Annotated in this window: 27 protein-coding genes; 19 read left to right on the top strand and 8 right to left on the bottom strand. The window is 70.0% G+C overall.

Annotated elements, in window-relative coordinates:
- Positions 1-3 precede the first annotated feature (3 nt).
- Entirely contained in the window at positions 4-1,449 is a 1,446-nt protein-coding gene (locus tag AB0E90_RS30365; RefSeq protein ID WP_360413267.1) for a PQQ-binding-like beta-propeller repeat protein, read from the bottom strand.
- The gene (locus tag AB0E90_RS30360; RefSeq protein WP_360413264.1) at positions 1,439-1,927 is read right to left on the bottom strand and encodes a SigE family RNA polymerase sigma factor; all 489 of its coding nucleotides are present in this window, start codon (positions 1,925-1,927) and stop codon (positions 1,439-1,441) included. Before AB0E90_RS30360 ends, AB0E90_RS30365 begins: the two co-directional genes overlap by 11 nt.
- Positions 1,928-2,006: 79 nt before the next feature.
- Here AB0E90_RS30360 and proS point away from each other — a divergent pair, with 79 nt between their 5' ends.
- From proS to AB0E90_RS30295, 13 genes are all read left to right on the top strand, one after another.
- On the top strand, positions 2,007-3,413 hold the full coding sequence (proS, locus tag AB0E90_RS30355; RefSeq protein ID WP_360413261.1) for a proline--tRNA ligase: 1,407 nt from the start codon (positions 2,007-2,009) through the stop codon (positions 3,411-3,413).
- Between the two features lie 16 nt (positions 3,414-3,429).
- The gene (locus tag AB0E90_RS30350) at positions 3,430-4,083 is read left to right on the top strand and encodes a DUF402 domain-containing protein (RefSeq protein WP_360413258.1); all 654 of its coding nucleotides are present in this window, start codon (positions 3,430-3,432) and stop codon (positions 4,081-4,083) included.
- 301 nt (positions 4,084-4,384) lie between these two features.
- Positions 4,385-4,921 (top strand): 30S ribosomal protein S16, encoded by a 537-nt coding sequence (rpsP, locus tag AB0E90_RS30345; protein WP_360413389.1) that lies wholly within the window; start codon positions 4,385-4,387, stop codon positions 4,919-4,921.
- A complete protein-coding gene (locus AB0E90_RS30340) occupies positions 4,899-5,156 on the top strand; it encodes an RNA-binding protein (protein WP_360413255.1) in 258 nt (85 codons plus the stop codon). The genes rpsP and AB0E90_RS30340 overlap by 23 nt, the downstream gene beginning before the upstream one ends.
- A gap of 46 nt (positions 5,157-5,202) precedes the next feature.
- Positions 5,203-5,763: a ribosome maturation factor RimM gene (rimM, locus tag AB0E90_RS30335; protein ID WP_360413386.1), complete on the top strand. Its 561-nt coding sequence runs from the start codon at positions 5,203-5,205 to the stop codon at positions 5,761-5,763.
- 2 nt (positions 5,764-5,765) lie between these two features.
- Positions 5,766-6,524: a tRNA (guanosine(37)-N1)-methyltransferase TrmD gene (gene trmD, locus AB0E90_RS30330; RefSeq protein WP_360413252.1), complete on the top strand. Its 759-nt coding sequence runs from the start codon at positions 5,766-5,768 to the stop codon at positions 6,522-6,524.
- A gap of 119 nt (positions 6,525-6,643) precedes the next feature.
- Positions 6,644-7,000, top strand: a complete 357-nt coding sequence (gene rplS / locus AB0E90_RS30325; protein WP_360413249.1) for a 50S ribosomal protein L19 — start codon at positions 6,644-6,646, stop codon at positions 6,998-7,000.
- Between the two features lie 173 nt (positions 7,001-7,173).
- A complete protein-coding gene (gene lepB / locus AB0E90_RS30320; RefSeq protein ID WP_360413246.1) occupies positions 7,174-8,049 on the top strand; it encodes a signal peptidase I in 876 nt (291 codons plus the stop codon).
- Positions 8,046-8,693 (top strand): signal peptidase I, encoded by a 648-nt coding sequence (gene lepB / locus AB0E90_RS30315; RefSeq protein ID WP_360413243.1) that lies wholly within the window; start codon positions 8,046-8,048, stop codon positions 8,691-8,693. Before lepB (AB0E90_RS30320) ends, lepB (AB0E90_RS30315) begins: the two co-directional genes overlap by 4 nt.
- 48 nt (positions 8,694-8,741) lie before the next feature.
- Positions 8,742-9,185 carry an NUDIX domain-containing protein gene (locus AB0E90_RS30310; RefSeq protein ID WP_360413240.1) on the top strand — a complete coding sequence of 148 codons (444 nt, stop codon included), beginning with the start codon at positions 8,742-8,744 and terminating at the stop codon, positions 9,183-9,185.
- Positions 9,185-10,027, top strand: coding sequence for a ribonuclease HII (locus AB0E90_RS30305; protein ID WP_360413237.1), 843 nt, complete (start codon positions 9,185-9,187; stop codon positions 10,025-10,027). Before AB0E90_RS30310 ends, AB0E90_RS30305 begins: the two co-directional genes overlap by 1 nt.
- Positions 10,024-10,350, top strand: a complete 327-nt coding sequence (locus AB0E90_RS30300; RefSeq protein WP_133874843.1) for a DUF2469 domain-containing protein — start codon at positions 10,024-10,026, stop codon at positions 10,348-10,350. The genes AB0E90_RS30305 and AB0E90_RS30300 overlap by 4 nt, the downstream gene beginning before the upstream one ends.
- Before the next feature lie 73 nt (positions 10,351-10,423).
- Complete coding sequence (locus tag AB0E90_RS30295) at positions 10,424-10,858, top strand: M23 family metallopeptidase (protein ID WP_360413234.1); 435 nt, start codon at positions 10,424-10,426, stop codon at positions 10,856-10,858.
- Here AB0E90_RS30295 and AB0E90_RS30290 read toward each other — a convergent pair.
- On the bottom strand, positions 10,849-12,036 hold the full coding sequence (locus AB0E90_RS30290; RefSeq protein ID WP_360413231.1) for an aminotransferase class V-fold PLP-dependent enzyme: 1,188 nt from the start codon (positions 12,034-12,036) through the stop codon (positions 10,849-10,851). The genes AB0E90_RS30295 and AB0E90_RS30290 overlap by 10 nt on opposite strands.
- A 17-nt stretch (positions 12,037-12,053) precedes the next feature.
- A complete protein-coding gene (locus tag AB0E90_RS30285) occupies positions 12,054-12,977 on the bottom strand; it encodes a tyrosine recombinase XerC (RefSeq protein ID WP_360413228.1) in 924 nt (307 codons plus the stop codon).
- 79 nt (positions 12,978-13,056) lie between these two features.
- On the opposite strand from AB0E90_RS30285, the gene AB0E90_RS30280 reads away from it, so the two are divergent.
- Complete coding sequence (locus AB0E90_RS30280) at positions 13,057-13,560, top strand: DUF6636 domain-containing protein (protein WP_360413225.1); 504 nt, start codon at positions 13,057-13,059, stop codon at positions 13,558-13,560.
- Positions 13,561-14,264: 704 nt separating this feature from the next.
- Here the strand turns inward: AB0E90_RS30280 and AB0E90_RS30275 are convergent.
- The gene (locus AB0E90_RS30275) at positions 14,265-14,669 is read right to left on the bottom strand and encodes a winged helix-turn-helix domain-containing protein (RefSeq protein WP_360413222.1); all 405 of its coding nucleotides are present in this window, start codon (positions 14,667-14,669) and stop codon (positions 14,265-14,267) included.
- A gap of 2,493 nt (positions 14,670-17,162) precedes the next feature.
- Here AB0E90_RS30275 and AB0E90_RS30270 point away from each other — a divergent pair.
- The gene (locus AB0E90_RS30270) at positions 17,163-17,348 is read left to right on the top strand and encodes a hypothetical protein (RefSeq protein WP_051115563.1); all 186 of its coding nucleotides are present in this window, start codon (positions 17,163-17,165) and stop codon (positions 17,346-17,348) included.
- A gap of 49 nt (positions 17,349-17,397) precedes the next feature.
- Here AB0E90_RS30270 and dprA read toward each other — a convergent pair whose 3' ends face one another.
- Genes dprA through AB0E90_RS30255 form a run of 3 tightly spaced genes read right to left on the bottom strand, consistent with a single transcriptional unit; the run spans position 17,398 to position 20,562 of the window.
- On the bottom strand, positions 17,398-18,687 hold the full coding sequence (gene dprA, locus AB0E90_RS30265; RefSeq protein WP_360413219.1) for a DNA-processing protein DprA: 1,290 nt from the start codon (positions 18,685-18,687) through the stop codon (positions 17,398-17,400).
- Complete coding sequence (locus tag AB0E90_RS30260; protein ID WP_360413216.1) at positions 18,671-20,203, bottom strand: YifB family Mg chelatase-like AAA ATPase; 1,533 nt, start codon at positions 20,201-20,203, stop codon at positions 18,671-18,673. The genes dprA and AB0E90_RS30260 overlap by 17 nt, the downstream gene beginning before the upstream one ends.
- Positions 20,203-20,562 carry a YraN family protein gene (locus tag AB0E90_RS30255; RefSeq protein WP_360413213.1) on the bottom strand — a complete coding sequence of 120 codons (360 nt, stop codon included), beginning with the start codon at positions 20,560-20,562 and terminating at the stop codon, positions 20,203-20,205. Before AB0E90_RS30255 ends, AB0E90_RS30260 begins: the two co-directional genes overlap by 1 nt.
- 146 nt (positions 20,563-20,708) lie before the next feature.
- Between AB0E90_RS30255 and AB0E90_RS30250 the strand changes: the two genes are divergently transcribed.
- From AB0E90_RS30250 to pyrH, 4 genes are all read left to right on the top strand, one after another.
- Positions 20,709-21,290: a hypothetical protein gene (locus AB0E90_RS30250; RefSeq protein ID WP_360413210.1), complete on the top strand. Its 582-nt coding sequence runs from the start codon at positions 20,709-20,711 to the stop codon at positions 21,288-21,290.
- Between the two features lie 222 nt (positions 21,291-21,512).
- The gene (rpsB, locus tag AB0E90_RS30245; protein WP_360413207.1) at positions 21,513-22,496 is read left to right on the top strand and encodes a 30S ribosomal protein S2; all 984 of its coding nucleotides are present in this window, start codon (positions 21,513-21,515) and stop codon (positions 22,494-22,496) included.
- A 32-nt stretch (positions 22,497-22,528) separates the two neighbouring features.
- The gene (gene tsf, locus AB0E90_RS30240; protein WP_360413204.1) at positions 22,529-23,359 is read left to right on the top strand and encodes a translation elongation factor Ts; all 831 of its coding nucleotides are present in this window, start codon (positions 22,529-22,531) and stop codon (positions 23,357-23,359) included.
- A 100-nt stretch (positions 23,360-23,459) separates the two neighbouring features.
- A complete protein-coding gene (pyrH, locus tag AB0E90_RS30235; protein WP_360413201.1) occupies positions 23,460-24,221 on the top strand; it encodes a UMP kinase in 762 nt (253 codons plus the stop codon).
- The last annotated feature ends 16 nt before the right edge of the window (positions 24,222-24,237 follow it).

Raw genomic sequence — 24,237 nt, 5'->3', positions numbered from 1 at the left:
GAGCTAGCGAACCCGCCAGATCCGCAGGCCGCTCTCGCCCGGGCAGATCAGCAATGAGCTGGTCGAGGCGCAGAGGCCGAGCATTCCGTTCGGCGGTGGCCCGAGCGGAGTGAGCTTGTGGTCCGCGATCGACCACCGGGACCAGCGGTTGGTGCCGTCCGGGGCATAGACGAACAGCGTGCCCGCGTCCAGCCAGCCGGTGGGCACGTTCGCGGTGTAGATCCTTTTGCCGTTCTCGTCGAACAGATCGAAGCCGCCCAACCCCGAGCCCAGCGCCGTCCGGCCGCGCGCCGAGGCGATCTGGTCTCCGGTGCCCGAGGTGATGGTCTGCCACAACCGCCGGTGTTTCACCACGTCGAACGCGCTGAGCAGGGTGGACTTTTCGTCCTGTTTGGTCGAGGTGATCACGCACACCCGGTTCGGGCCGCAGCCGTCCATGCTGCGGAATCGGCCGCTGACTGTGCCAACGATCGCCGACGCGCCACTGCCGGTCAGGTCGGTCGACCGGATGTGCTGCGGGCCGCCGTTGTCGTCGGCCTCGTCGTGGCTGAACAACCGGCCCCCGTAGGCGGTCACGGTGTCCCCGGAGCCGGCCGGGATCGCCGCGTCGGCCATGACCAGGCCGGTGCCGGCGTCGCGCACCTGCACCTTGCCAGCCACCGTCACCACCACGACGCGGCCGTCGGTGAGGTCGGGGCGCGGCCCGGCCATGTCGATCCGTTCCTCGTCGTCGGCCGTGCGCATGCCGACGGTGCGGGCCGGCCGGTCGTCCTCCAGCAGGAACTGCCACTTCTTGTCGCCGGTGCGCCAGTCGAGGCCCTCGACCACGCCGGTCGACCGGGACGAGCGCACCAGCGCCCGGTCGCTGTAGACGACCGAGTCGCCGGCCTCGATGTAGTCCTGCCACAGCGGCACGCCGTCGGCCGGGTCGAACGCGTACATCGCCCGTTCGGGGAGCGCGCCGCTGTAGGTCTTGGTGACGACCAGGACGGCGGACGGTACGACCAGGATCTGCTCGATGGACCGGTCCTTGTCGGCGATCTCGTGGGCCGGCCAGGCCTGCACGCCGGTCGACAGGTCGGCGGCGACCACCCACTGCCGGTTGTCGTCCTGGCTGACCCAGGTCGTGTAGGCCCGCTGACCGTCCTGGGCGGTGAGCGCCTGCGCGAAGTGGCTCGTGCCGAGGCTGACCGTGCCGACGACCGGGATGTTGTAGGTGAAGACCGACGGCGTCGGGGTGGACGCCGGACGGGACGCGCGCGGGTGCGGGTCGCGCAGGACGAAGCCGATGCCCACCACGACCAGCACCACCGCGGCGGCCGCGGCCACCGCCGCCTGGGTCCAGGTGCGCTGCCGGCCGCGCCGTTTCGCGTCCGCCGCGCCGGCCAGGGGGAGCGCGTCGGCGTTGCGGCTGAGCGCGTCGAAGAGGTCGTCGAGATCAGCGGGCACGGTCGGCTCCTTCCCTGAGTGCCGGGATGTTCAGCGCGGCGGCGAGACCCGCCCGGCCGCGGGACAACCACGACTTCACCGTTCCGATGGATGCGCCGGTCTCGGCGGCGATCTCCGCCACCGACCGGTCCAGCAGGTAGTGCAGCGCGAGCGCCCGCCGATGGGCGGCGGGCAGCGTCTTCATGGCGGTGACCAGCAGAACCACGTCCTCGGACGGGGGCTCGACCGGCGCGGGCGCGTCCAGACCCCGCAGCCGGCGCACGCCGAGCCGGCGCCACCGGTCGGTGGCCAGCCGATTCACCACGAGACGCAGCCAGGCTTCCGGTTCGTCGTAGTCGACCAGCCGCCGCCATCGCTGCCACGCTCGCGCGTACGCCTCCTGCACGAGATCCTGCGCCTCGCCCGGATCCCCGGTCAGCCCGTACGCGTATCGCAGCAGGCGCCGGGAGGTGTCCCGGTAGAACGAGTCGAAGTCCATCCGTCACCGCCCCTTCGCCAATGGACACGGCGTGCCCACCGAACGGGTTGCAGGAAGGGCGCGACTAGGATGCACCCTCATGGCTCGTGTGCTCACACCCCGTGCGGAAGACTTCCCCCGCTGGTACCAGGACCTGATCGCCAAGGCGCAGCTGGCCGACAACGGCCCGGTGCGCGGCACCATGGTCATCCGCCCGGTGGGTTATGCCATCTGGGAGCGCATGCAGGCCGACATGGACGCCCGCATCAAGGAAGCCGGCGTGCAAAATGCCTACTTCCCGCTCTTCATCCCGGAGAGCTACCTGCGCCGCGAGGCCGACCACGTCGAGGGCTTCTCGCCCGAGCTGGCCGTGGTCACCCACGCCGGCGGCAAGGAGCTCGCCGAGCCGCTGGTGGTTCGCCCCACCAGCGAGACGGTGATCGGCGAGTTCATGGCCAAGTGGGTCGACTCCTACCGCGACCTGCCGCTGCTGCTCAACCAGTGGGCCAACGTCGTGCGCTGGGAGCTGCGCCCGCGCACGTTCCTGCGCACCACCGAGTTCCTCTGGCAGGAGGGGCACACCGCGCACGCCGGCGAGGCCGACGCCCGCGAGCACGCCCGCGACATCCACAAGAACGTCTACGAGGCGTTCATCACCGAGATGCTGGCCATCCCGGTCGTGCCGGGTCGCAAGACCAAGAGCGAGCGCTTCGCCGGCGCCACCAACACCATGACCGTCGAGGCCATGATGGGCGACACCAAGGCGCTGCAGATGGGCACGTCGCACGAGCTCGGGCAAAACTTCGCCAAGGCCTTCGACATCACCTACTCGTCCGCCGACCGGACGGTCGAGCACGCCTGGACGACGTCGTGGGGCACGTCGACCCGCATGGTCGGCGGTCTGATCATGGTGCACGGCGACGACAACGGCCTGCGGCTGCCGCCGCGGCTCGCGCCGATCCAGGTGCAGGTCATGGTGGTCAAGGCGGGCGAGGGCGTGGCGGAAGCCGCAGCGAAGCTGCGCGACGAGCTGAAGACCGCGGGTGTACGCGTGAAGCTCGACGACCGCGCGGACATCCCCTTCGGCCGCCGCGCCGTCGACGCCGAACTGCAGGGCATCCCGATCCGCATCGAGATCGGCCCGCGCGACCTGGCGGTCGGCAACGTGACGGTGGCCCGCCGGATCGACGGCACCAAGTCGCCGATCTCGCTGGGCGACGCCGTCGGCGCGGTGACCGGCGCGCTCAAGGCCGACCAGCAGCGGCTCTACGACGACGCGCTGGCGTTCCGCGAGGCCAACACGGTCGACGTGAAGACGCTCGGCGAGGCGATCGAGGCGTCCCAGACCGGCTGGGCCCGGGTGCCGTGGTCGGCGGTCGGCGACGAGGGCGAGAAGGAAGCGAACGGCAAGGCCGTCACGGTCCGTTGCCTCACCCGCGAGGACGGCACGATGCCGGATTCGGACGAGGAACCGAACCTGATCGCCTACTTGGGCCGCTCCTACTAAGGCATCGTTTACAGACGTGACATTTTCACCGGGCCGGCTGGTCCTTCACCGGGACACCCACCTGGGCCGGGTCGCCTTCGTGCATCCGTCTCGGGTGATCTCCGACGACGAGCGAGGGCTGCTCGTGTGGCTGGCCCGGGGTTCGGCCATCGCCGCCGAGCGGTCCGCCGACGGCCGTGGCCCGCGTGACATGCCATTCGCGGAATGGTCGGCACAGCGCTACGAGCTGCGGCCGGCCAGCTGGCAGGGGCCGGGCGTGCTGCGTTTCTTCCCGACCGGCGCGGCCCACTCGGTCTGGTTCTTCCGCACCGAGGCCGGCGACTTCAAGAACTACTACATCAACCTCGAGGAGCCGGCAGTCCGTTGGGACGACGGTCACGTTGCCGGTTTCGACGTGATCGATCAGGACCTCGACATCGTGGCCGCCCCGGATCTCGCCTGGGAGTGGAAGGACGAGGACGAGTTCGCCGAGCGCTTGGCCATGCCTGACCGCTACTGGGTGCCGGACGAGGCAGCGGTCTGGTCGGAGGGCCGCCGGGTGATCAAGATGATTGAGGCAGCCGAGTTCCCCTTCGACGGCACCTGGACCGATTTCGAGCCGGACCCGACCTGGGAAACGCCTATCCAGCTGCCGGAGGGCTGGAACCGTCCGTTAGCGGTGAGATCGTAGGTTTTGCCACGCACGCAGAATGAAGGCCTCGGGCCAGCCCTGCTGGCCCCAGGCCGGCCTCGGCGGGAGCTCCGGTCCGCACCACGCAACCAGGCACGACATCTTGATCTTGAAGTTGGTTTTTGTCCGGATTCCCCGCCCGATTGGGAGTTGGCCGAAACCGTCTGGCAGAATGGATTCGCTTGGCACGCGTGAGGCGCCCTCTAACTCTGAGCGCGTTGCCATCCCCGAGGCTCGGTCCCACATCCCCACGTGGGCGCTGACCTCAACACCTCACGCAGTCATCAGGAGCGAAATCACCGTGGCCGTTAAGATCCGGCTCCTGCGGATGGGCAAGATCCGCAACCCGCAGTACCGCATCGTCATCGCTGACTCGCGCACCAAGCGCGACGGCCGTGCGATTGAGTACGTCGGCATTTACCAGCCGAAGGAAAACCCGTCCATCATGCAGGTGAAGTCGGAGCGCGTGCAGTACTGGCTCTCCGTCGGCGCGCAGCCCAGCGAGGCCGTGCAGCGCATCCTGGAGAAGACGGGCGACTGGCAGCAGTTCAAGGGTCTTCCCGCGCCGCCGCCGCTGCTCGTGGCGGAGCCGAAGAAGAGCCGCACCGAGGTGTACGAGGCTGAGTCGAAGGCCGCCGCCGGCGTCGCCGACACCAAGCCCGCCACCCCGAAGAAGTCCGCCAAGGCTGAGCCGAAGGCGGAGAAGGTTGCCGCTGCCCCGGAGGCCGCTGCGGCCAAGCCGGAGCAGACGAAGGCTGCCGACCCGGCCGAGCCGAACCGCGAGGCTGTCGCCGAGACCGCAGAGGACCCCGCCGGTGCCGGCGCCGACAAGAACTGACGGGGCGCTCCGGCCCGCGCTGGAGCACCTCGTCAAGGGCATCGTCGAGAACCCGGACGACGTCCGGGTCCGGCTGGTCGACTCGCGCCGCGGCAAGCGGCTCGAGGTGCGCGTGCACCCCGAGGACCTGGGAACGGTCATCGGGCGCGGCGGGCGCACGGCCAAGGCTCTGCGGCAGGTCATCGGGTCGATCGGTGGGCGCGGCATCCGCGTCGACATCGTCGACGCCTACTGACCGAGCTTCCTAAACGGCTTCGCCGTACTGCAAGGGAGTTTGAGTGCTGCTTGTCGTCGGCCAGATCGGTAAGCCGCACGGGATCCGGGGCGAAGTCTCGGTGGCCGTGCGCACGGACGAGCCCGAGGAGCGCTTCACCGCCGGTTCGGTGTTCACCACGGAGGTCCCCCGGGACCGCCGGGTGACCACCGGGCCGGCGGCCGCCCCCGGTTTCGTCTATCAGGTTCCCCCGTCGCTCGTGATCGAGTCGGTGCGCTGGCACCAGGGGCGGGCGATCGTCCAGTTCGAGGGTGCGCACGACCGGAACGTGGCCGAGGCGCTGCGTGGGGTGCTGCTCCAGGTCGACAGCTCGACCGTGAAACCGCCGTCGGACCCGGACGAGTTCAACGATCACCAGTTGGTCGGTCTGCGGGTCGTCTCGGTAGCCGGTGATGATCTCGGGACGGTTGCCCGGATCGATCACGCGCCCGCGTCCGACCTCATCGTTCTGGACAAATCGGGTGGGGGGACGGCGTTGATCCCGTTCGTCAGCCAGATGGTGCCCACCGTGGATGTGGCCGGGGGCAAGATCGTCGTGGACCTGCCCGAGGGCCTGCTGGACCTCTGAGCATGCGCGTCGACGTCATCACCATCTTCCCGGACTACTTCGGGCCGCTCTCGTTGTCGCTGATCGGCAAGGCCCGCGGTCTCGGCCTGCTCGACCTCGAAGTGCACGACCTGCGCACCTGGACGTCCGACGTGCATCGGACCGTCGACGACACGCCCTACGGTGGCGGGCCGGGCATGGTGATGCGGCCGGAGCCGTGGGGGCAGGCGCTCGACGCCGTCGGCGCCGGCACCCTGGTCGTGCCGTCCCCGGTCGGCAAGCCGTTCACCCAGGCCGACGCCCACGAGCTGGCCGCGCTCGATCACCTGATCTTCGCCTGCGGGCGGTACGAAGGGATCGATCAGCGGGTCATCGACGACGCGGCGGCCCGGATGCCGGTGCGCGAGGTCTCCCTGGGCGATTACGTGCTGTTCGGCGGCGAGGTCGCGGTCATCGTGATCATGGAGGCGATCACCCGGCTCCTCCCGGGTGTGCTGGGCAACGCCGACTCGCTCACCGAGGAATCGCACGCGGCCGGCCTGCTGGAAGCACCGGTCTTCACCAAGCCCGCTTCCTGGCGTGGCCACGACGTTCCGGACATCCTGCGCTCCGGGGACCACGGGCGGATCGCCCGGTGGCGGCGGGACCAGTCGCTGCTGCGAACCGCCGCGCGGCGTCCCGACATGATGGCCGTCTACCCGGCTGCCGATTTGGACAAAAAGGATAGGAAGGCCCTCGACGAGGGCGGATTTCGGATCACGCCTCCCTCTGTGGCAGAGTAGGAGGTTGCCGTTTTCATCCCGCGCCGCGGGGTGAAACGAGGATCTCTAGAAGTAGCGAGGGATCAGAATTACCCACCGCGCATCGAACTTCCGATGCGCTTGAGCACGAGGATGCAGCGATGAACACCCTGGACGCTCTCGACGCCCAGTCGCAGCGCACCGACCTTCCCGACTTCCGTGCCGGTGACACCGTCAAGGTGCACGCCCGGGTCGTCGAGGGTAACCGTTCCCGCGTTCAGGTCTTCCAGGGCGTCGTGATCGCCCGCCAGGGTTCTGGCCTCCGGGAGACCTTCAAGGTCCGGAAGATCAGCTTCGGCGTCGGTGTCGAGCGGAGCTACCCGATCAACAGCCCGGTGATCGACCGCATCGAGGTCATCACCCGCGGTGACGTGCGCCGCGCCAAGCTCTACTACCTGCGCGAGCTCCGTGGCAAGAAGGCCAAGATCAAGGAGCTTCGCGAGAAGCAGACCGTCTGATACTCATCGATTCGGTCACTGGCGAACTACGCTTGCGCCAGTGCCGGATGGGATCAGTGTGAACCCTTCAAGTACTACCGCCCGTAAGTCTCCGCGAGGGGATACTCGGGCGGTAGTGCTGTATCCGGGGCGGTTCGGCCGGGCGGCGGCGGGAGATGCGAAGCGTGGAACCGATGCAGGGCTATCGACCGTCAGCACGACGGCGGGCGATCACACGACGTAAGGAAATGCCCCTGTGGCAGGAGCTTCCGCTTCTGCTGGTGGTGGCGTTCTGCCTCGCCGTGCTCATCCGTACGTTCCTGGTCCAGGCGTTCTACATCCCCAGTGGGTCGATGGAGAAGACGCTGCTGGTCAAGGACCGCGTCCTGGTCAACAAGGTCATCTACGACATGCGCGATCCAGTGCGTGGCGAGATCGTGGTCTTCCGCGGCACCGACAACTGGGCGCCCGAGGTGACCGAGCCGGTCAGCAACAGCTTCGCGGCCAAGCTCGGCCGCACCATCGGCGACCTCGTCGGCGTCAGCCGCCCGGGGGAACGTGACTTCATCAAACGGGTGATCGGCCTGCCGGGTGACAAGGTCGCCTGCTGCGACGCGCAGGGCCGGATCACGGTCAACGGCGTCGGGATGGACGAGGCGTACATCGCGGACGGCTACAACTCCGACATCAACCAGCCGCCCAACCCGACGCAATGCACCAGCCGGAAGTTCGCCGAGGTGACCATCCCGAGCGGTGAGATGTTCGTCATGGGCGACCACCGCGCCGTCTCCCAGGACGCGAGATGCCAGGGCCCGGTGCCGATCAAGAACGTGATCGGCCGGGCATTCGTCATCGTCTGGCCGAGCAGCCGGTTCACCAGCCTGTCGGTGCCCGACGTGTGGAAGGCCTACGCCGCCGATCATCCGACCGCCGCCGCCGAGGGTCAGGTGCCGGTCCGCCGCGAAGATCCGGCCGGCGACGCAATCGTCCTACCATTTCTCATTAGTGCCGCACTATCCGCGCGTTCCGGACTGCCGTACGCGACACGGCGTCGTAGGCTCCGTTCGTGATTGACGAGCAGACCGAAAAGCGCCGCGGATCCTTTTGGCGTGAGCTTCCCATCCTGCTGGGTGTCGCGATCCTCGTCGCGGTCCTGGTGCGCGCGTTCGTGCTGCAGACCTTCTACATCCCGAGTCCGTCGATGGAGCACACGCTCAACGTGCTGGACCGGGTGCTGGTCAACAAGCTCGTCTACGACTTCCGCGACCCCAAGCGCGGCGAGATCATCGTCTTCAAGGCCCCTTCGGACTGGCAGTCCGGCGCCGAGGGCGAAGACTTCATCAAGCGGATCATCGGCACGCCCGGCGATCGCATCATCTGCTGCGACGCCCAGGAACGCCTGACGATCAACGGCAAGTCCCTCGACGAGCCGTACATCTACAAGGACGCCGACGGCAACCAGGACCCGGCCGCCGACCGCAAGTTCGACATCACCGTGCCGGCCGACCGCCTCTGGGTGATGGGTGACCACCGGTCCGCCTCCGGCGACTCCCTCGAGCACTACGAGGAGACCAACGACGTGCAGGAGGCGACCATCCCCGAGGATTCGGTGATCGGCCGTGCCTTCACGGTGTTCTGGCCGATCAAGCGGGCCGACTGGCTGTCCGTTCCGGACGGCTTCAAGAACATCCCGGCCCCGTCGGCCGGGAAGTAACCTCCACCCGGTCGAAAGATCCACCACGGGCGCATTAGCCTTGTTCGGGTGACCGTCCTCGACCGCCGCGCCGCTCGCGTTCTGCTCGTCGACGCCGCGGGCCGCACGCTGCTGCTGCACGGCGGCGATCCGGCCCGCCCCGGCGAGCGCTGGTGGTTCACCCCCGGCGGCGGCCTGGTCGCCGGCGAGACGCCCGCCGAGGGCGCCGCCCGCGAGCTGGCCGAGGAGACCGGCCTGCGGGTCGACCCGGCCCAGCTGGGCGATCCGGTGTGGCACGAGGTGGCCGAGTTCAGCTTCCGCGAGCAGGAGTACCGGCAGGATCAGGATTTCTTCCTGCTGCGGGTGAGCGAGTGGCAGGTCGACACGGCCGGCATGGACCATAACGAGCAGCAGACCATCACCGAGCATCGCTGGTGGTCGGCCGCCGAGATCGACGCCAGCCCGGAGCAGATCTTCCCGGTCACGCTGGCGTCCCTCCTGCGGGGGCTCTGATGCTGGCCCCTCCGCGCACCGTGGTCCGCCGCGAAGGCGGCCTCTACGCCCTCGAGCGGGCGCTGCAGCGCCGTGGCTTCCGGGTCGTGGCCGGCGCCGACGAGGCCGGCCGTGGCGCCTGTGCGGGCCCGCTGGTGGCGGCCGCGGCGATCCTGCCCGAGGGCAAGCGTGGCGAGGTCCCCGGCCTGGCCGATTCCAAGCTGCTCACCCCGGCCGCCCGCGAGCGCGTCTACGCCGAGGTGGTCGCCCGCGCCTCCGCCTGGTCCGTCATGATCATCCCGGCCACCGAGGTGGACGCACGCGGGCTGCACGTCTGCAACCTCGCCGCGATGCGCCGCGCGCTCGCCTCGCTGACCACCGCACCGGAGTACGTGCTGACCGACGGTTTCCCGGTCGACGGCCTGGGCGTGCCCGGTCTCGCCGTGTGGAAGGGCGACCGGGTCGCCGCCTGCGTGGCCGCCGCGAGCGTGCTGGCCAAGGTCACCCGGGACCGGATCATGGTGGAGATGCACGACCGGTTCCCCGACTACGGCTTCGCCGTGCACAAGGGATACATCACCGACGAGCACAGCGCCGCGCTGCTGCGCCACGGTCCGTGCGCCGAGCACCGGTTCTCTTACGTGAACGTGGCCGCCGCGTCCGGCCGGGTGAACCGGCCGCCTCGGGCCCGGCGTCCCGTTCCTTTTGACGGACAACAACCACTGTTGTTTGATGCATCAACGGCCGAGCCACCGGTGTTTCCGGACGCTGCTGAGGGTACCGTCGGCGTGGCGTCGGGCGACCAGCCTCAGCCGTCGCCGATGGTGGGGGAAGATGAGGCCATGGAGGGCGAGAAGCGATGAGCGCAGAGGATCTCGAGAAGTACGAGACCGAGATGGAGCTGCAGCTCTACCGGGAGTACCGCGATATCGTCCGCCAGTTCTCCTACGTGGTGGAGACGGAGCGCCGGTTCTACCTGGCCAACCAGGTCGACCTGCACGTGCGCAACTCGGACGGCGAGGTGTATTTCGAGGTTGAGATGCATGACGCCTGGGTGTGGGATATGTACCGTCCTGCCCGGTTCGTCAAGAACGTCCGCGTAATGACGTTCAAGGACGTGAACGTCGAGGAGCTGGAGAAGCCGGACATCTCCCTACCTGATGAACCCGGGTTCGGCGGCAGCTAGCAAGTTATCCACAAAGTGCGGCCGTCCACAGGGCCGGCCGCACCCTGACCGACTTTTCGCCAGGGTGGGTGGCATGCCACTCACCCTGCTGCTTCTTCTGTTTCTCTGGCCCGTGCAGCCGGCACAGGTCGTCCGGCGCTTCGACCCGCCGCCACAGCGCTGGCTGGCCGGGCACCGCGGCGTCGATCTCGGCGCGCAGCCGGGCGCCGTCGTCCGGTCCGCGGGCGCCGGGCGGGTCAGCTTCGTCGGCTCCCCGGGCGGCGTGGGGACGGTGACCGTCTCGCACGCCGGCGGGCTGCGCACCACCTATCAGCCGCTGTCGCCGACCGTCGCGCTCGGCGACGACATCACCGCCGGCGACCAGTTGGGCCTGCTGACCGCCGGGCGCGAGGACTGCCCGGCAGCGGCCTGCCTGCACTGGGGCCTGCTGCGCGGCGACGCCTATCTCGATCCGCTGGCGCTGCTCGGCCTCGGCCAGGTCCGCCTGATGCCGTTGGCTCAGCGTTGATAACCGGCCAGCAGCGGGGGCAACCGTTCGGCCAGCCGGTCGTACTCCTCCGGCCGGTTGTAGACCTGGGCGCTCAGCCGCAGCAGCCCGCGCCCGCCCCACGCGTTCACCGCCGTCTCGGTGCCCAGCTTGTCGGAGATGTGCAGACGCAGCGCGATCGCCTCCGGCGCCGTCGATGCGAGACCGGACGGCAGCGGGATCACCCGCATCGCGATCTCCGGCACGGCCGGCCGTGGCAGCTCGGCCGGCGCCACCCCGAGCGCGGCCCCGACCACCCGCTGGCCGTAATCGACGAGGGCCGCATTGTGCGCCCGCACCGCCTCCCAGCCGAGCGTGCGCAGCGTGAACAGCCCGGCCGGCGCGGCCAGCCAGGGCGTGTAATCGATCGTCCCCTGGTATTCCACCGAGAGCGGGAAGCCCTGCTCCTGCTCCCACGACACGATCAGCGGCTCGATCCGGCGGCGCCAGGCCGGCGCGACCGCCAGCAGAGCGGTGCCGCGCGGGGCGAACGCCCACTTGTGCAGGTTGCCCACCCAGAAATCGGCCCCGATCGCCGACACGTCCACCGGCAGCATGCCCGGCACGTGCGCGGCGTCGACCAGCACCGGGATCTCGTGCTCGCGGGCGGCCGCGGCGATCTCCGCGACCGGGAAGACCGCGGCCGTCGACGACGCGATCTGATCGATGATCAGCAGCTTGGTCTTCCCCGGCCGCAGCGCGGCCCGCACCCGGCCGACCACCTCCTGCGCCGAGGCCGCGAGCGGAAGCGCGACCGTCCGCGCGGTGGCGCCGGCCCGCCGGCACCGACGGCGGGCTGCCAGCGCGACCGAGCCATAGCCATGATCGGTGAGCAGCACCTCGTCGGCCGACTCCAGCCGCACCGACTGCAGCACGGTCGAGACCGCGGCGGTCGTGTTCGGCATCAGGGCGCTGCCGTCCGGGTCGGCGCCGAGGAACGACGCGATGTGCCGTCGGGTGTGGATGACCCGGTCGAGCATGCCCTGGGTGAAGAACTTGTGCGGGTTGGCCTCGATCTCGTCGCGCAGCCGCTGCTGGGCGCGCTGCACACCGACCGGCACCGCCCCGAAGGAGCCGTGGTTGAGATAGGACACGGCCGGGTCCAGCGAGAACAGGAGTCGGGCACCGGGCAGGGGTGCGGGCGGTTCTCCGGCGCTCACGCCTCGATCGTACGGGGTCAGGCCCGGGGGTGGGCCTGTTTGAACGCGGCCCGGAGCCGCTCGGTGGACACATGCGTATAAATCTGGGTGCTCGACAGCGAAGCATGCCCGAGCAGATCCTGCACCGCCCGCAGGTCAGCACCCCCGTCGAGCAGGTGGGTCGCGGCCGAGTGCCGCAGATCGTGCGGGCTGACATGCGGCAGCCCGGTCTGCTGCGAGGCCGTGCGCACGATCCGCCGCACCACGGTCTGCTGCAGCCGGCCGCCCTTGACCCCGAGGAACAGCGCCTCGCCACTGTCCGCCTGCTCGAGGGCGGGCCGCCCGTGCCGCAGCCAGTCATCCAGCGCCCGCTGCGCCGGCAGCCCATAAGGGACGGCCCGCTCCTTGGCCCCCTTGCCGAAGACCCGCACCACCCGCCGCGCGTCATCCACGTCGGCGCGATCCAGACCGCAGAGCTCACTGACGCGAACCCCGGTGGCATAGAGCAGTTCCAGCACGGCCCGGTCCCGGAGCCCCTCCGAGCTCCCGGCCTCCGGGTTCTCGACCAGACTCGCCGCCTGATCGGCCCGCAACACGGTCGGCAGATCCCGATGCGCCCGCGGACTGGCAAGCTGCGCCCCCGGATCCCGAGCCGCCAGCCCGCTGCGATGCGCCCAAGCGGTGAAGGCCCGAGCCGCCGCGGCCCGGCGTGCCTGCGAGGTGCGCGCCGCCCCCTGCCGCATCCGCGCGGCCAGCCACCCACGCAACAGCCCGATGTCGAGATCACCCACCGAGGCACACCCCGCGCCGGCCGCATGGTGCAGCAGCGAGACGACGTCCCCCAGGTAGGCCCGGACGGTGTGCTCCGACCGGTTCTCCACGCGGGCAAGATGCCGCCCGAACTCATCCACCGCCCCACGGAGGTCAGTGGGCAACTCTTCATGCATCGCGCGCGTATCCATCGCCTCCGAAGGTCACCGCCGCGCCCCGTTTCGTCAAGCACCTTTTCGGTTTGCCACCCACTTCTAGACTGCGCTGACCATGGCATCGATCCGACTGCTGGCTCTTGGCGCCGCGCTGTCCACCCTGGCCGCCCTCGGCGCCCTCTCCGGCTGCGACTCATCCGGCGGCACCACCCCATCACCGACGCAATCCGCCCATGCCGGCTTCGGCGGCCCCGCCACCCCACCCGCCGTCACGGACGTGAAGGAAGCCTTCTTCCGAACCCCGTCGAAGAACATCGTCTGCGCCCTCACCCCGTCCGAGGTCCGCTGCGACATCGCCCAGAACAAGTGGAACCTCCCCACCAAGCCGGCTGACTGCGACTTCGACTGGGGCAACGGCGTCTACCTAGGCCCGGAAAAACCCACCTTCACCTGCGCCAGCGACTCGTTGCTGGGCTCAGCGACACAAACGCTCGAATACGGCACCGCCCTACGCTCCGGCAACGTCCTCTGCAACAGCGAAAGCACCGGCCTGACCTGCAAGAACGAAAAAACGACCCGCGGCTTCACCATGTCGATAGCCCGCTACAGCTTCTTCTGACGCCACCCCGGCGGGTAGCCGCTCTCCGCATCGCGGCGAAAGCTTTCCGGCAGCCTTCCCAAGTACGCCGCGGAACCTCACAACCGCAAGCCACCCGAACCCACCGCAGCGCCCCGCCAGCTGCAACGCAAGGCCGCCCCGACCCACCGGCCCGGAACGCCGCCGCACCGCCGGGCTACTCGGGTCGCTTGAGCCGCTGGGCCGCCTGGCTGTTGGGCCGCCGGTTTGCTTGAGCTGCTGGGCCGCCGGGCGTCTGGCCCATCGGGCCGGCGAGGCGGGATGCGAGGTGAGGCGGGCGCCGGGCTTCGGCTTTGTAACGGCTGTCCTCCGCGCACTTTGAGCCTCTACCGCTGCCGGCCAGTTTTGTCGTACCCCCGGCCTAGCGTCGACGCATGACCACCGAGCAGGCATCCGTTCGTCACTCCGTGCGGTCCTGGCCGCGTGGCGATGCCACGTCCAGTGGCCGGGGGCCGGCTCGTAGACAAGTCGATCCGGGGGTGCCACGCCCAACCGACGTGCAGCTTCCAGCGACCCGACTGCGCTGCGCCCAGCGCCGGCCGGCGACCCTTGGCCGAAGGCTGCGAGAGCGAGAAGAACGCCTGCCATCGAACGCGAGAGCCGATCGCCCCTGGCCGGCGGTGAAAGAGGTGTGCCTGCCGTCGAAAGATCGCCTATGGCTGGCGGTGGAAGAGGAGCGCCCGCCGTCAGGGGCGGGTGACCTGCACGCGGTCGGCGGGGTGGACGGTCGCGGTGCCGTCGGTGGACGTCACGACCAGGACCGGAACGCCCTCGCCAAGGCGATATTTCCGTCGCTCCGCGTCGGTGGGCATGCGGGCGCTGGCCCGGTCGCCGCGAGCAAGTGTCACCAGTTCCGTCGGCTCCGGAACGCGCACGAATGTCCCTCGTGGCCGGTCGACCGTGACCAGACCCTCAGTGCGCAGCTGGCCGATGGCCTGCCGCACGGTGGTCCGGCTGATCCCATACTCCTGCGCCAACCGCAGCTCGCTGGGCAGCGGCTCCCCAGGCCCGAGCTCACCCGACTCGATCTGATTGCGGAGCAGGTCAGCCAGCTGGCGGAACACCGCCCGGTCCGCCGAGGGATCGATCATGTCAGTCACCTTACGTGGCCACGATGCTCCATCGTATTGTACGTATGAAGCCCTGTAGGTATGATACAACTGCCGCACTGAGAAGGCCCAGACTAGATCAGGCGGCAGGGCGGGCGGCGGTCGCCGATCGCTCGTAGGGTCGCCGTCGCGCCTGGTGCGCGGTCCGGCCGTCGCCCGTTCCACCGCAGATTGGGAGACCTGCGGTGACCGGCTCGAAGGGCGAAAGCTTCCCGAGCGCGGAGACCAGAAAATCAGTAAGGCGATGGCGAAGAATCGACCCCGTATGTCCACAGTGGTCAAACAAATCCTAGCGCCACAACCCCGCCGAGCTCCAAAGACCCGCGACATCTGCAGCCCCACGACCGTCCGTAATGGACAGCAATCGACAATCACACACTGTGACGCAGGCGCGCGCAGGCAAGCAGTTAGCTGACCGCGCAGCCAGCCCTCAAACCGAGGTCGGCGTGCCCGCCGGGCCCGACAGGCAACAGCGCAGCCACCCGCAGCCCGAGGGCCGCGCGCAGCCCACGAGCCTGTACTCGGCGCTTCCGTCACCTGGTCGCCACGGCCAATGACCGGCCGAACCCGGCCGAGCGGGCGAATACTGATCGAGCCGAATACTGGCCGAGCGAGCAGCGAAGCACCGCGCCACGCGCAGTCCGAGGCACGGCACGGCCAAGGTGCCGCGGCGGGCGCAGTTGCCACGCGCACTCAGGTGCGCCATGGGCGCGCGGGTCGCGCAAGTCGTCGCACGGTGCCTACGTTGACGTCGCCCGTGCCCGCAGTGCGTGGCGCCGGGATGTAAGGCGACCGGGATGTGCGGCGCGCGGGCTGTGTCGTCGGCGTCGGCATCGTGCGGGCCCGAGGTGTGAGGCGGGCGCTGCCGCGTCCGGTAGTGGTCGGCGTTAGGCCTGGCGGGCCTGAGGTGTGAGGCGGGAGCTGTCACGTCCGGTAGTGGTCGGCGTCAGGCGTGGCGGGCCCAGGAGACGAAACGCTCGTAGAGGTCCGGTGGAGTCGGTTCGCCTCGGGAGGTCAGGTCGCCAAGAGCGTCGTACATCTGGGCCGACAAATAGATGGTCAGCACGGTGGGGAACCTGCGGAACTCCACCAGCAAGTTGGCCCTGGCACCCGCGCACGGCCATGGCTGCTCGCAGCAGCGGCAATCCCAATTGGGACGTCTGTGCAGATGCTCGATGCGGTTGACCGTCGTTGTCATCGGTTCCCCAATCGCCGGCCACCTTCAGCCGCGGCGAAGTTGTAGATCCTGCTTGTGCCGTCCCGCCCGCTCCGTGCGGCCGGCCTCACTGGTGCAGCCGACTCGCCTCAGTCGGCTGCGTTTGTAGGACGCGCCTTGCCCGCCGGTCGGCTTCCCCGCGGCCCGTTCCACCAGGCCGCGCAGTCCCGTCGGCCGGCGGCTGTCCAGCCGAAGGCATGCCGGCAGACGGCCGGGCCGTGCCTGGCCATGCCGTGCCGTGCCCGGCCGTGCCATGCCGTGCCCGGCCATGCCGTGCCGTGCCCGGCCGTGCCATGCCGTGCCGTGCCCGGCCATGCCGTGCCGTGCCATGCCCCCATTGGGCCGTGCTGGGCGTGGCCGTGCTGGGCTTGGCTGTGGTCGGCCCCTCCTTGCTGTGACCCTCCTGGGCCGTTCCCGGCCACAGGGTTACTGGTCCGGGCGGTGTGTTCAGCGGGCGGGGTCCGGTCCGGGATGTTGTGCCAGCCGGGCGGTCCTGGGTTGGTGGTTGTGTCTGGCCAGGAGCGAAGCCCGGCGTGGTGGTTAGGGGCGGTTCTGTGTTTTGTGGCGGGTGGTTGGTGGGCGAGGTCGGGTTGTGGTGGCGCGATCGCGCCGGGCCCCGTCCGGCTCGGTGCGCGACCCCTGCGTACCGAGGCGGACGGGGCGTTCGCCTGCCTTGGTGTTTCCGGGTGGGGTGGTGCAGGGGGATTTCGGTTCGGGGGCGGCCCCGAGCCCAACGCCGGGGCATCGGATTGGGTCGGGGCCGCCCTCGGCGCCTTGCCGGCCGGCAGGGGCGGCAACGGCGCTGGAGGGTGGCGTTTGCGGGATGGGAGCAGGGACGGGGCTCTGGCGTGGCGGTGGATCGGCGGGGTCGGGTGGGAGTGGGGCTTCGCGGGGGAAGGTCCGCATGGCGGCGAAGCCGCAGTAGGTGGGAAACGGGATCGTTGCGAGGTATTCGGTGTAGGTCGGGAGAGGGCGCCGGTCGCTGATGGAGAGTGGCGGCGGCGGTGGGAACGGGCGGGGTTTCGGAGGGATCACCTGATCTATGCAAGGCGAGGTCAGGCCGCAGATGCAGCGGCGCCACAGCGTGTGCCAATCGCGTCTGTGCGTGGGGCCCTGGGGGACCGGACGAGCGGTCTGGCGACGCCTAGTCATGGGGCCAGTATAGGTGACATGCGACTAGCTGTCTCCTATCAACTTGATGATTGACTAATAGTCTCACGCCTACGGTCGATCATGTGGCAGTGAAACCGATCCGGCTCATGGGCGCGCACGAGATCCGCATCCGATTGGGTGGGGTCAGCCGGCAGCGTGCGTACCAGATCACCAGTCGGGCTGACTTCCCCAAACCGCTCGCCGACCTGGCGCAGGGCAAGGTGTGGTTGACCGACGACGTCGAAGCGTGGATGAAAGTCCATCGCCGCGACCTGGACGACTCCGAGGACTGACCCCGAGCCGTCCGAATCACCGCGGGCGGCGCCCGGGAGCCCCGCGGGCTCACCGGGCCGCCTCCCGTGCCGATGAAGCAGCCGATGAAGCAGCCGACGAAGCAGCCGGAGAAACGGCCGAGGCAGCAGCGGCTGAAGAAGCAGCCGGAGAAACGGCGGGCGAAGCCGGCCGGGGCAGGGCGAAGCCGTCCTCGCGGCGTTCGACCAGGCCGGACAGCTCGAGCAGGGACAACCGGCGGAGCACGGTGCGCAGCGCCAGACCGGCGTGGACGGCCAACTCCTCGGGAGTGGCCGCGCCTTTCGGCGGGACGGCCTCCAGCACCAGGGCCGATTCCTCGTCGAGGGCATCCCGGCGGTGTTCGGGGCCGCGGGGCGCGTCCGAGTAGTACTCGCCGATCCGGCCGACCGCCTCCAGCACGTGTGGCAGCCCGGTGACCAGCGTGGCCTCGGGATAGGTGCGCAGCAGCTCGTGGCAGCCGACCGACATGGCCGACGTGACCGGGCCGGGCACGACCATCGCCGGTCGCCCCAGGGCGAGCACGCGGTTCATCGTCTGGGCCGCGCCACTGCGGGCGGCGGCCTCGACCATGACCGTGCCGGCGGTGGCGGCCGCGATGACCCGGTTGCGGATCAGGAAGCGGTGCTTCAGTGGCTCGGCGGCCGGGGGCCATTCGCTGACCAGGAGTCCGGTCTCGACGATCCGCTCGAACATGGCCGCGTTGCCGGCCGGGTAGGGCCGGTCGACACCGCAGGCGAGCACCGCCACCGTCCGCCCGCCCGCGGCCAGGGCGCCCCGATGGGCGGCGGCGTCGATGCCGAAGGCGCCGCCGGACACGACTGTCCAGCCGCGCTCGGCCAGGCCGTACGCGAGGTCGGTGGTGATCTGTTTGCCATACCCGGTGCAGGCCCGCGCGCCGACCACCGCGACCGAGCGGTCCAGCGTCTGCCCCAGCGGCCAGGACCCACGGACCCAGAGACAGAGCGGCGGCCGTACGTCGTGATTGATCCGCAGCGTCCCGTCCAGCTCGAGGAGGGCCAGCGAGTCGACCCGGGCCGGCCATTCGTCGTCGCCGGGCACCACGATCCGCGCGCCCAGTTGGTCGGCCCGGCGCAGGGCTGCCTCCGCCACCCGGGCCGGGTCGAACTCGGCCGTCCGGGCCTGGACCGCGGCCCTCAGCGCCTTCTCCGGGAGGTGCTTGCTCTGCAGCCGCTCGACCGTCTCCGGCGCACCGTGCTTCTGCACCATTTCCCAGACCGTCCGATTGCCGGGCTCGGCGAGCCAGGTGAGCACCACCCGGGCCGATCGGTCGGATGCGGTGGGGCTATTCGGCGTACTCATGGGATTCCCCCATCCGTAATTGGATCGCTTCGGTGATCTCCGCCCGGCCCGGCCGCCCCCGGCCGTCCAGGTCGGCGATGGTCCAGGCCAGGCGGGTCACCCGGTCGAAGCCGCGGGCCGACAGCAGGCCGCGGTCCAGGGCCGCGCGCAGGTCGGCGGTGTCGGCCGGTGGCAGGCCCCACGGCGGGCGGCGGAGGATCGGGCCGGGCACCTCGGCGTTGACCCGCCGGCCGATGGTCTGCCAGCGCGAGGCGGCGGCTTCCCGGGCGTGCCGGACGCGGGCCGCGACGACCGACGACGGGGTGGCCGGCCCGGCGGTGGTCATCAGCTGGGCGGCGCGGACCGGGTGCAGGGTGATCCGGATGTCGATGCGGTCGAGCAGCGGGCCGGACAATTTGGCCCGGTAGCGCCGCCGGACCGAGGGCGCGCAGGTGCATGCCTGGTCGCCGGCGGGGGAGGCGCAGGGGCAGGGGTTCGCGGCGGCCACCAGTTGCACCTGCGCCGGGAACTCGGTCGTGCCGCGGGCCCGGCCCAGCACGATCCGGCCGGTCTCCAGCGGTTGGCGCAGGGCCTGCAGGGTGGCCGGGGCCATCTCGGCGACCTCGTCGAGGAACAGCACGCCCCGATGGGCGAGGGAGAGCGCGCCGGGCCGGGCCAGCCCGCTGCCGCCGCCGATGAGCGCGGCCATGGAAGAGGAATGATGCGGCGCCTGGAAGGGCGGGCGCCGGATCAGATGGCCGTGTGGGGGCAGCACGCCGGCGACCGACTGGAGAGCGGTGACCTCCAGGGCGGCCGCGTCGTCGAGCTCGGGCAGGATCGACGGAAGGCGCTCGGCGAGCATCGTCTTGCCGGCGCCGGGCGAGCCGAACAGGGCCAGGTGGTGACCGCCGGCCGCGGCAACCTCGAGGCCGTACCTCCCCAGTTCCTGGCCGGACACGTCGGTCAGGTCGGGGCCCTGCGGCGGTGGGGTCGGCGCGAGTGCCGGCGGGTCGAGCAGCGGACCGCTGCCGCGGACGAAGTCGACGAGCCGGCGCAGCGAGTCGACCGCGCGGACCGTGACCCCGGGAACCACGGTGGCCTCGCGCGCGTTGTCCAGCGGCACGATGACCCGGGTGATGCCGGCCCGGACCGCGGCCGCCACCATCGGCAGCACGCCGCGCACCGGCCGGACCGTGCCGTCGAGACCCAGCTCGCCGAGCACGACCACGCCCTCCAGGGCCACCGACGGCAGCTCGCCGGCGCCGGACAGCAGGGCGGCGGCGATCGCGAGGTCGAACGAGCTGCCCTGCTTGGGGAGCGCGGCGGGCTGCAGGTTGACCGTGATCCGGCGGTTGGGCCAGGTCTCGCCGGAGTTGACCACGGCGGCGCGCACCCGGTCGCGGGCCTCGTGCAGCGCGGCGTCGGGCAGGCCGGTCAGGACGACGGCGGGCAGGCCGGGGGACAGGTCGGCCTCGACCTCGACGAGGTGGCCGGTGACTCCGACCAGCCCGACGCTCAGGACGCGGGCGTAGCTCATCAGAAGGCCGCGCGGGTGTGCGCGACCCGGGTGGCGCCGCGCGGCTGGGGGAACACCTCGACCACGTCGAAGCGGATGCTCCGCGGGTGGATGCCGGTCTCGTCGAGCCACCGGCCGGCGAGTTCGCGCAGTTTGCGCACCTTGCGGTGGCCGATGGACTCGGCCGGGCTGCCGAAGGTGGTGCCCCGTCTCGTCTTCACCTCGCAGAAGACGAGGTCGTCGCCGTCGCGCAGGACGAGGTCGACCTCGCCCGCCGAGCAGCGCCAGTTGCGGTGGAGGATCACGAGTCCCTGCTCTTGCAGGTGCTGCGCGGCGACCCGTTCGCCGTACGCGCCGACCGCCCGTCGTTGAGTCGTCATGGCTGTCAACCGTGGCCGGGTCGGGGCCGGGATGCGCGGAGGATTGTGGACAGCGCGTAACTGTGGAGAACCGCTACGTAGCTGTGTTGATCTGTTATGTCATCTCCGGTGGCGCACGTGACCGCGGTCACCTAGCGTGCGAGATCGTGGAGGGACACCGCTACGCCGAGGATGAGCCGGGCTGGCACCCGGGACAAGGCCAGTTCGCTCGATCGACCGATCCGGAGACAACGGGTTCGCACGCGCGCCCGTCCGGCGCGTTCCGCCTGCCCGAGCAGCGCCCGGCGGTCGCCCCGCCGGCCAATCCGTACGCGATGGCCGACCCGCTCGCGACGACATCCAGCCATTCCCGCGCGGTGCGCGGCCCGGAGTATCCGACAATTCGCCCGCAAGGCGAGTTGGAGAGAGCTCCGCAGGCCGAGATGCCCCCAGCGGAGATCAAGACCGCTCGCCGCCCGCTTTCGGCATTTCTGGTGGCGTTCGTCATGGTCGTCCTGTCCATCCCGGTCTTCCGCCTCCTGGTCGACCAAGGCTTCCGGGGTGACCCCACTCCGGCCGGAATCGTCCCGGCTGTCCTGCTCACGCTCGGCTTCACGCTCACCGGCGTCGGCCTGTTCGCCGTCGCGAAGGGCGGCGCCGTCACGCGCGAGAACTGGTTGCGCCCTCCGGTGGCGTACCTGCCGGCTGGTTTGATCTTGCTGTTGGCGGCCGGACTGGCCGTGGCCTGAGGCACTCGGAGTAATAAATCGGCTTGGCGTATGCTTGTGGCCGGCGACCGCCCCGCGCGGTCGACCTCGCGCGCCCTCTGCCGGTTCCCTGAAACGAGAACCGCAGCGACGGCCCTCCCTGGTCTCGATCTTCTTCGGGTCCGACTGTGGCCGGCGACCGGGCGCCAGGACGCCTACCGCCGGTGGGCGTGACAACCAGGGAAATGCAGGGAGCAATCACCCATGGCCGTCGTGACCATGCGTCAGCTGCTGGAAAGCGGTGTCCACTTCGGGCACCAGACCCGGCGCTGGAACCCGAAGATGAAGCGCTTCATCTTCACCGAACGTAACGGCATCTACATCATCGACCTGCGCCAGACCCTCGAGTACATCGAGAAGGCCTACGCGTACGTGCGGGACACCGTCGCCGAGGGTGGTCACATCCTCTTCGTCGGCACCAAGAAGCAGGCGCAGGAGGCCATCGCCGAGCAGGCGACGCGGGTCGGCCAGCCGTACGTGAACCACCGCTGGCTGGGCGGCATGCTCACCAACTTCCAGACGGTGTACAAGCGTCTGCAGCGCATGAAGGAGCTCGAGGCTCTGGGTGACCTGACCGGCACCGCTGCCGGTTACACCAAGAAGGAGACCCTCCAGCTCTTCCGTGAGAAGACCAAGCTCACCAAGACCCTCGGTGGTCTGCGTGACATGACCCGGGTGCCGTCGGCGATCTGGGTCGTGGACACGAAGAAGGAGCACATCGCCGTCGACGAGGCCCGCAAGCTGGGCATCCCGGTCATCGCGGTGCTCGACACCAACTGCGACCCGGACGAGGTCGACTTCCCGATCCCGGGCAACGACGACGCGATCCGCTCGGCCGAGCTGCTGACCCGGGTCATCGCGACCGCCGTCGCGGACGGCCTCATCGCCCGCTCCGGCCGTAACCGGGGCAGCAACGCCGACGAGAAGCCCGAGCCGGGCACCGTCGCCGCCGGTGAGCCGCTGCCCGAGTGGGAGCGCGACCTGTACGAGGGCGCCGAGAAGAAGGCCGCCGACGTCGAGCCGGCCGCCGCCGAGGCTGTTGCCCCCGAGGCTGTTGCCCCCGAGGCCGTCGCTGCCGAGGCCGCCCCGGTCACGGTCGAGACCGCCGAGGCCACCCCGGTCGTCGACGAGACCGTGTCGGGCGCTGCTGAGCTCCCCGCGGTCCCCGCGGCCGCCGCTGCCGAGTAAGTACGCCGCAGACCCGACATCGAGAGAGAGTCATGGCTAACTACACCGCCGCGGACGTCAAGAAACTCCGCGATCTGACCGGTGCCGGCATGATGGACTGCAAGAAGGCGCTCGAGGAGTCCGAGGGCGACTTCGACAAGGCCGTCGAGTTCCTGCGCATCAAGGGTGCGAAGGACGTCGGCAAGCGGGCCGGTCGCACCGCCGCCAACGGCATCGTCGCCCACTACGGCAAGGCGCTGCTCGAGCTCAACTGCGAGACCGACTTCGTCGCCAAGACCGCCGACTTCGTGGCCCTGGGCCAGCAGCTCGTCGAGCTGGGCGCCAACAACAACGTGGCCGACGCGGCCGCGCTGTCGGTGGCCACGCTGCCCGACGGCAAGTCGGTGGCGGACACTATCCAGGAGTACTCCGCCAAGATCGGCGAGAAGATCGTCCTGAACCGTTTCGTCAACCTCGACGGCACCGTCGCGGTCTACCTGCACCGCAAGGCGCAGGACCTGCCGCCGCAGGTGGGCGTCCTGGTGCAGTACGAGGGCAAGACCGACGAGGCCGGCGACGCCGACGCTCGTGGTGTCGGCATGCAGGTCGCCGCCATGCGCCCGCGTTTCCTCTCCCGCGAGGAGGTGCCGGCCGAGGTCGTCGAGTCCGAGCGCCGCATCGCCGAGGAGACCGCCAAGGAGGAGGGCAAGCCGGAGAAGGCTCTGCCCAAGATCGTCGAGGGCCGGGTGAACTCCTTCTTCAAGGACTACGTCCTGCTCGAGCAGTCCTCCGTGGTCGACAACAAGAAGACCGTGAAGCAGATCGCGGCCGAGGCCGGGCTGACCATCACCCGGTTCGTCCGGTTCGAGGTCGGCCAGGAGTAAGAACAGACGGCTGGTGCACGGGAGGTCGGGAACGCGATTCTGCGCCCGGCCTCCCGGTCACATAAGGTCTCTGCGGGGCTATGAAGGGAAGGCGGGTCTCATGACGATGGTGACCGAGCAAGCAGTTCCGGTTGACGATCCGACCGCGCCGGCCTTGCGGCCCCGTCGAGTCGTCCTGAAGCTCTCCGGCGAGGTGTTCGGCGGCGGCGCGGTCGGTGTCGACCCCGACGTGGTCCAGGGTGTCGCCCGGCAGATCGCCACCGTGATCCGGCGCGGCATTCAGGTCGCCATCGTGGTCGGCGGCGGCAACTTCTTCCGCGGCGCCGAGCTGCAGAAGCGCGGGATGGACCGCAATCGCGCCGACTACATGGGCATGCTCGGCACCGTGATGAACGCGCTCGCCCTGCAGGACTTCCTGGAGAAGGAAGGCATCGAGACGCGGGTCCAGACCGCGATCACGATGGCCCAGGTCGCCGAGCCGTACATTCCGCTGCGCGCCATCCGGCATCTCGAGAAGGGCCGCGCCGTGATCTTCGGCGCCGGCGCCGGGATGCCCTATTTCTCGACCGACACCGTCACCGCCCAGCGCGCGCTCGAGATCCACGCCGACATCGTGCTGATGAGCAAGAACGGCGTCGACGGCGTCTACACCGCCGACCCGCGCGTCGACCCCGACGCCCAGAAGATCGACACTGCTACCTACCAGGAGATCCTCCAGCGCGGTCTGCGAGTGGCCGACCAGGCCGCGTTCAGCCTCTGCGAGGAGAACAACCTGCCGATGCTGGTTTTCGGCGCCGAGGGTGACGACACGATCGTCCGTGCCGTCAGCGGCGACAAAATTGGCACTCTGATCACCGCCTAGCCCCTGAGCCGCCTGA

The sequence above is a fragment of the Actinoplanes sp. NPDC026619 genome, assembly GCF_040638295.1.
GTDB lineage: Bacteria > Actinomycetota > Actinomycetes > Mycobacteriales > Micromonosporaceae > Actinoplanes.
This window is presented reverse-complemented; position numbering and strand designations above follow the sequence as displayed.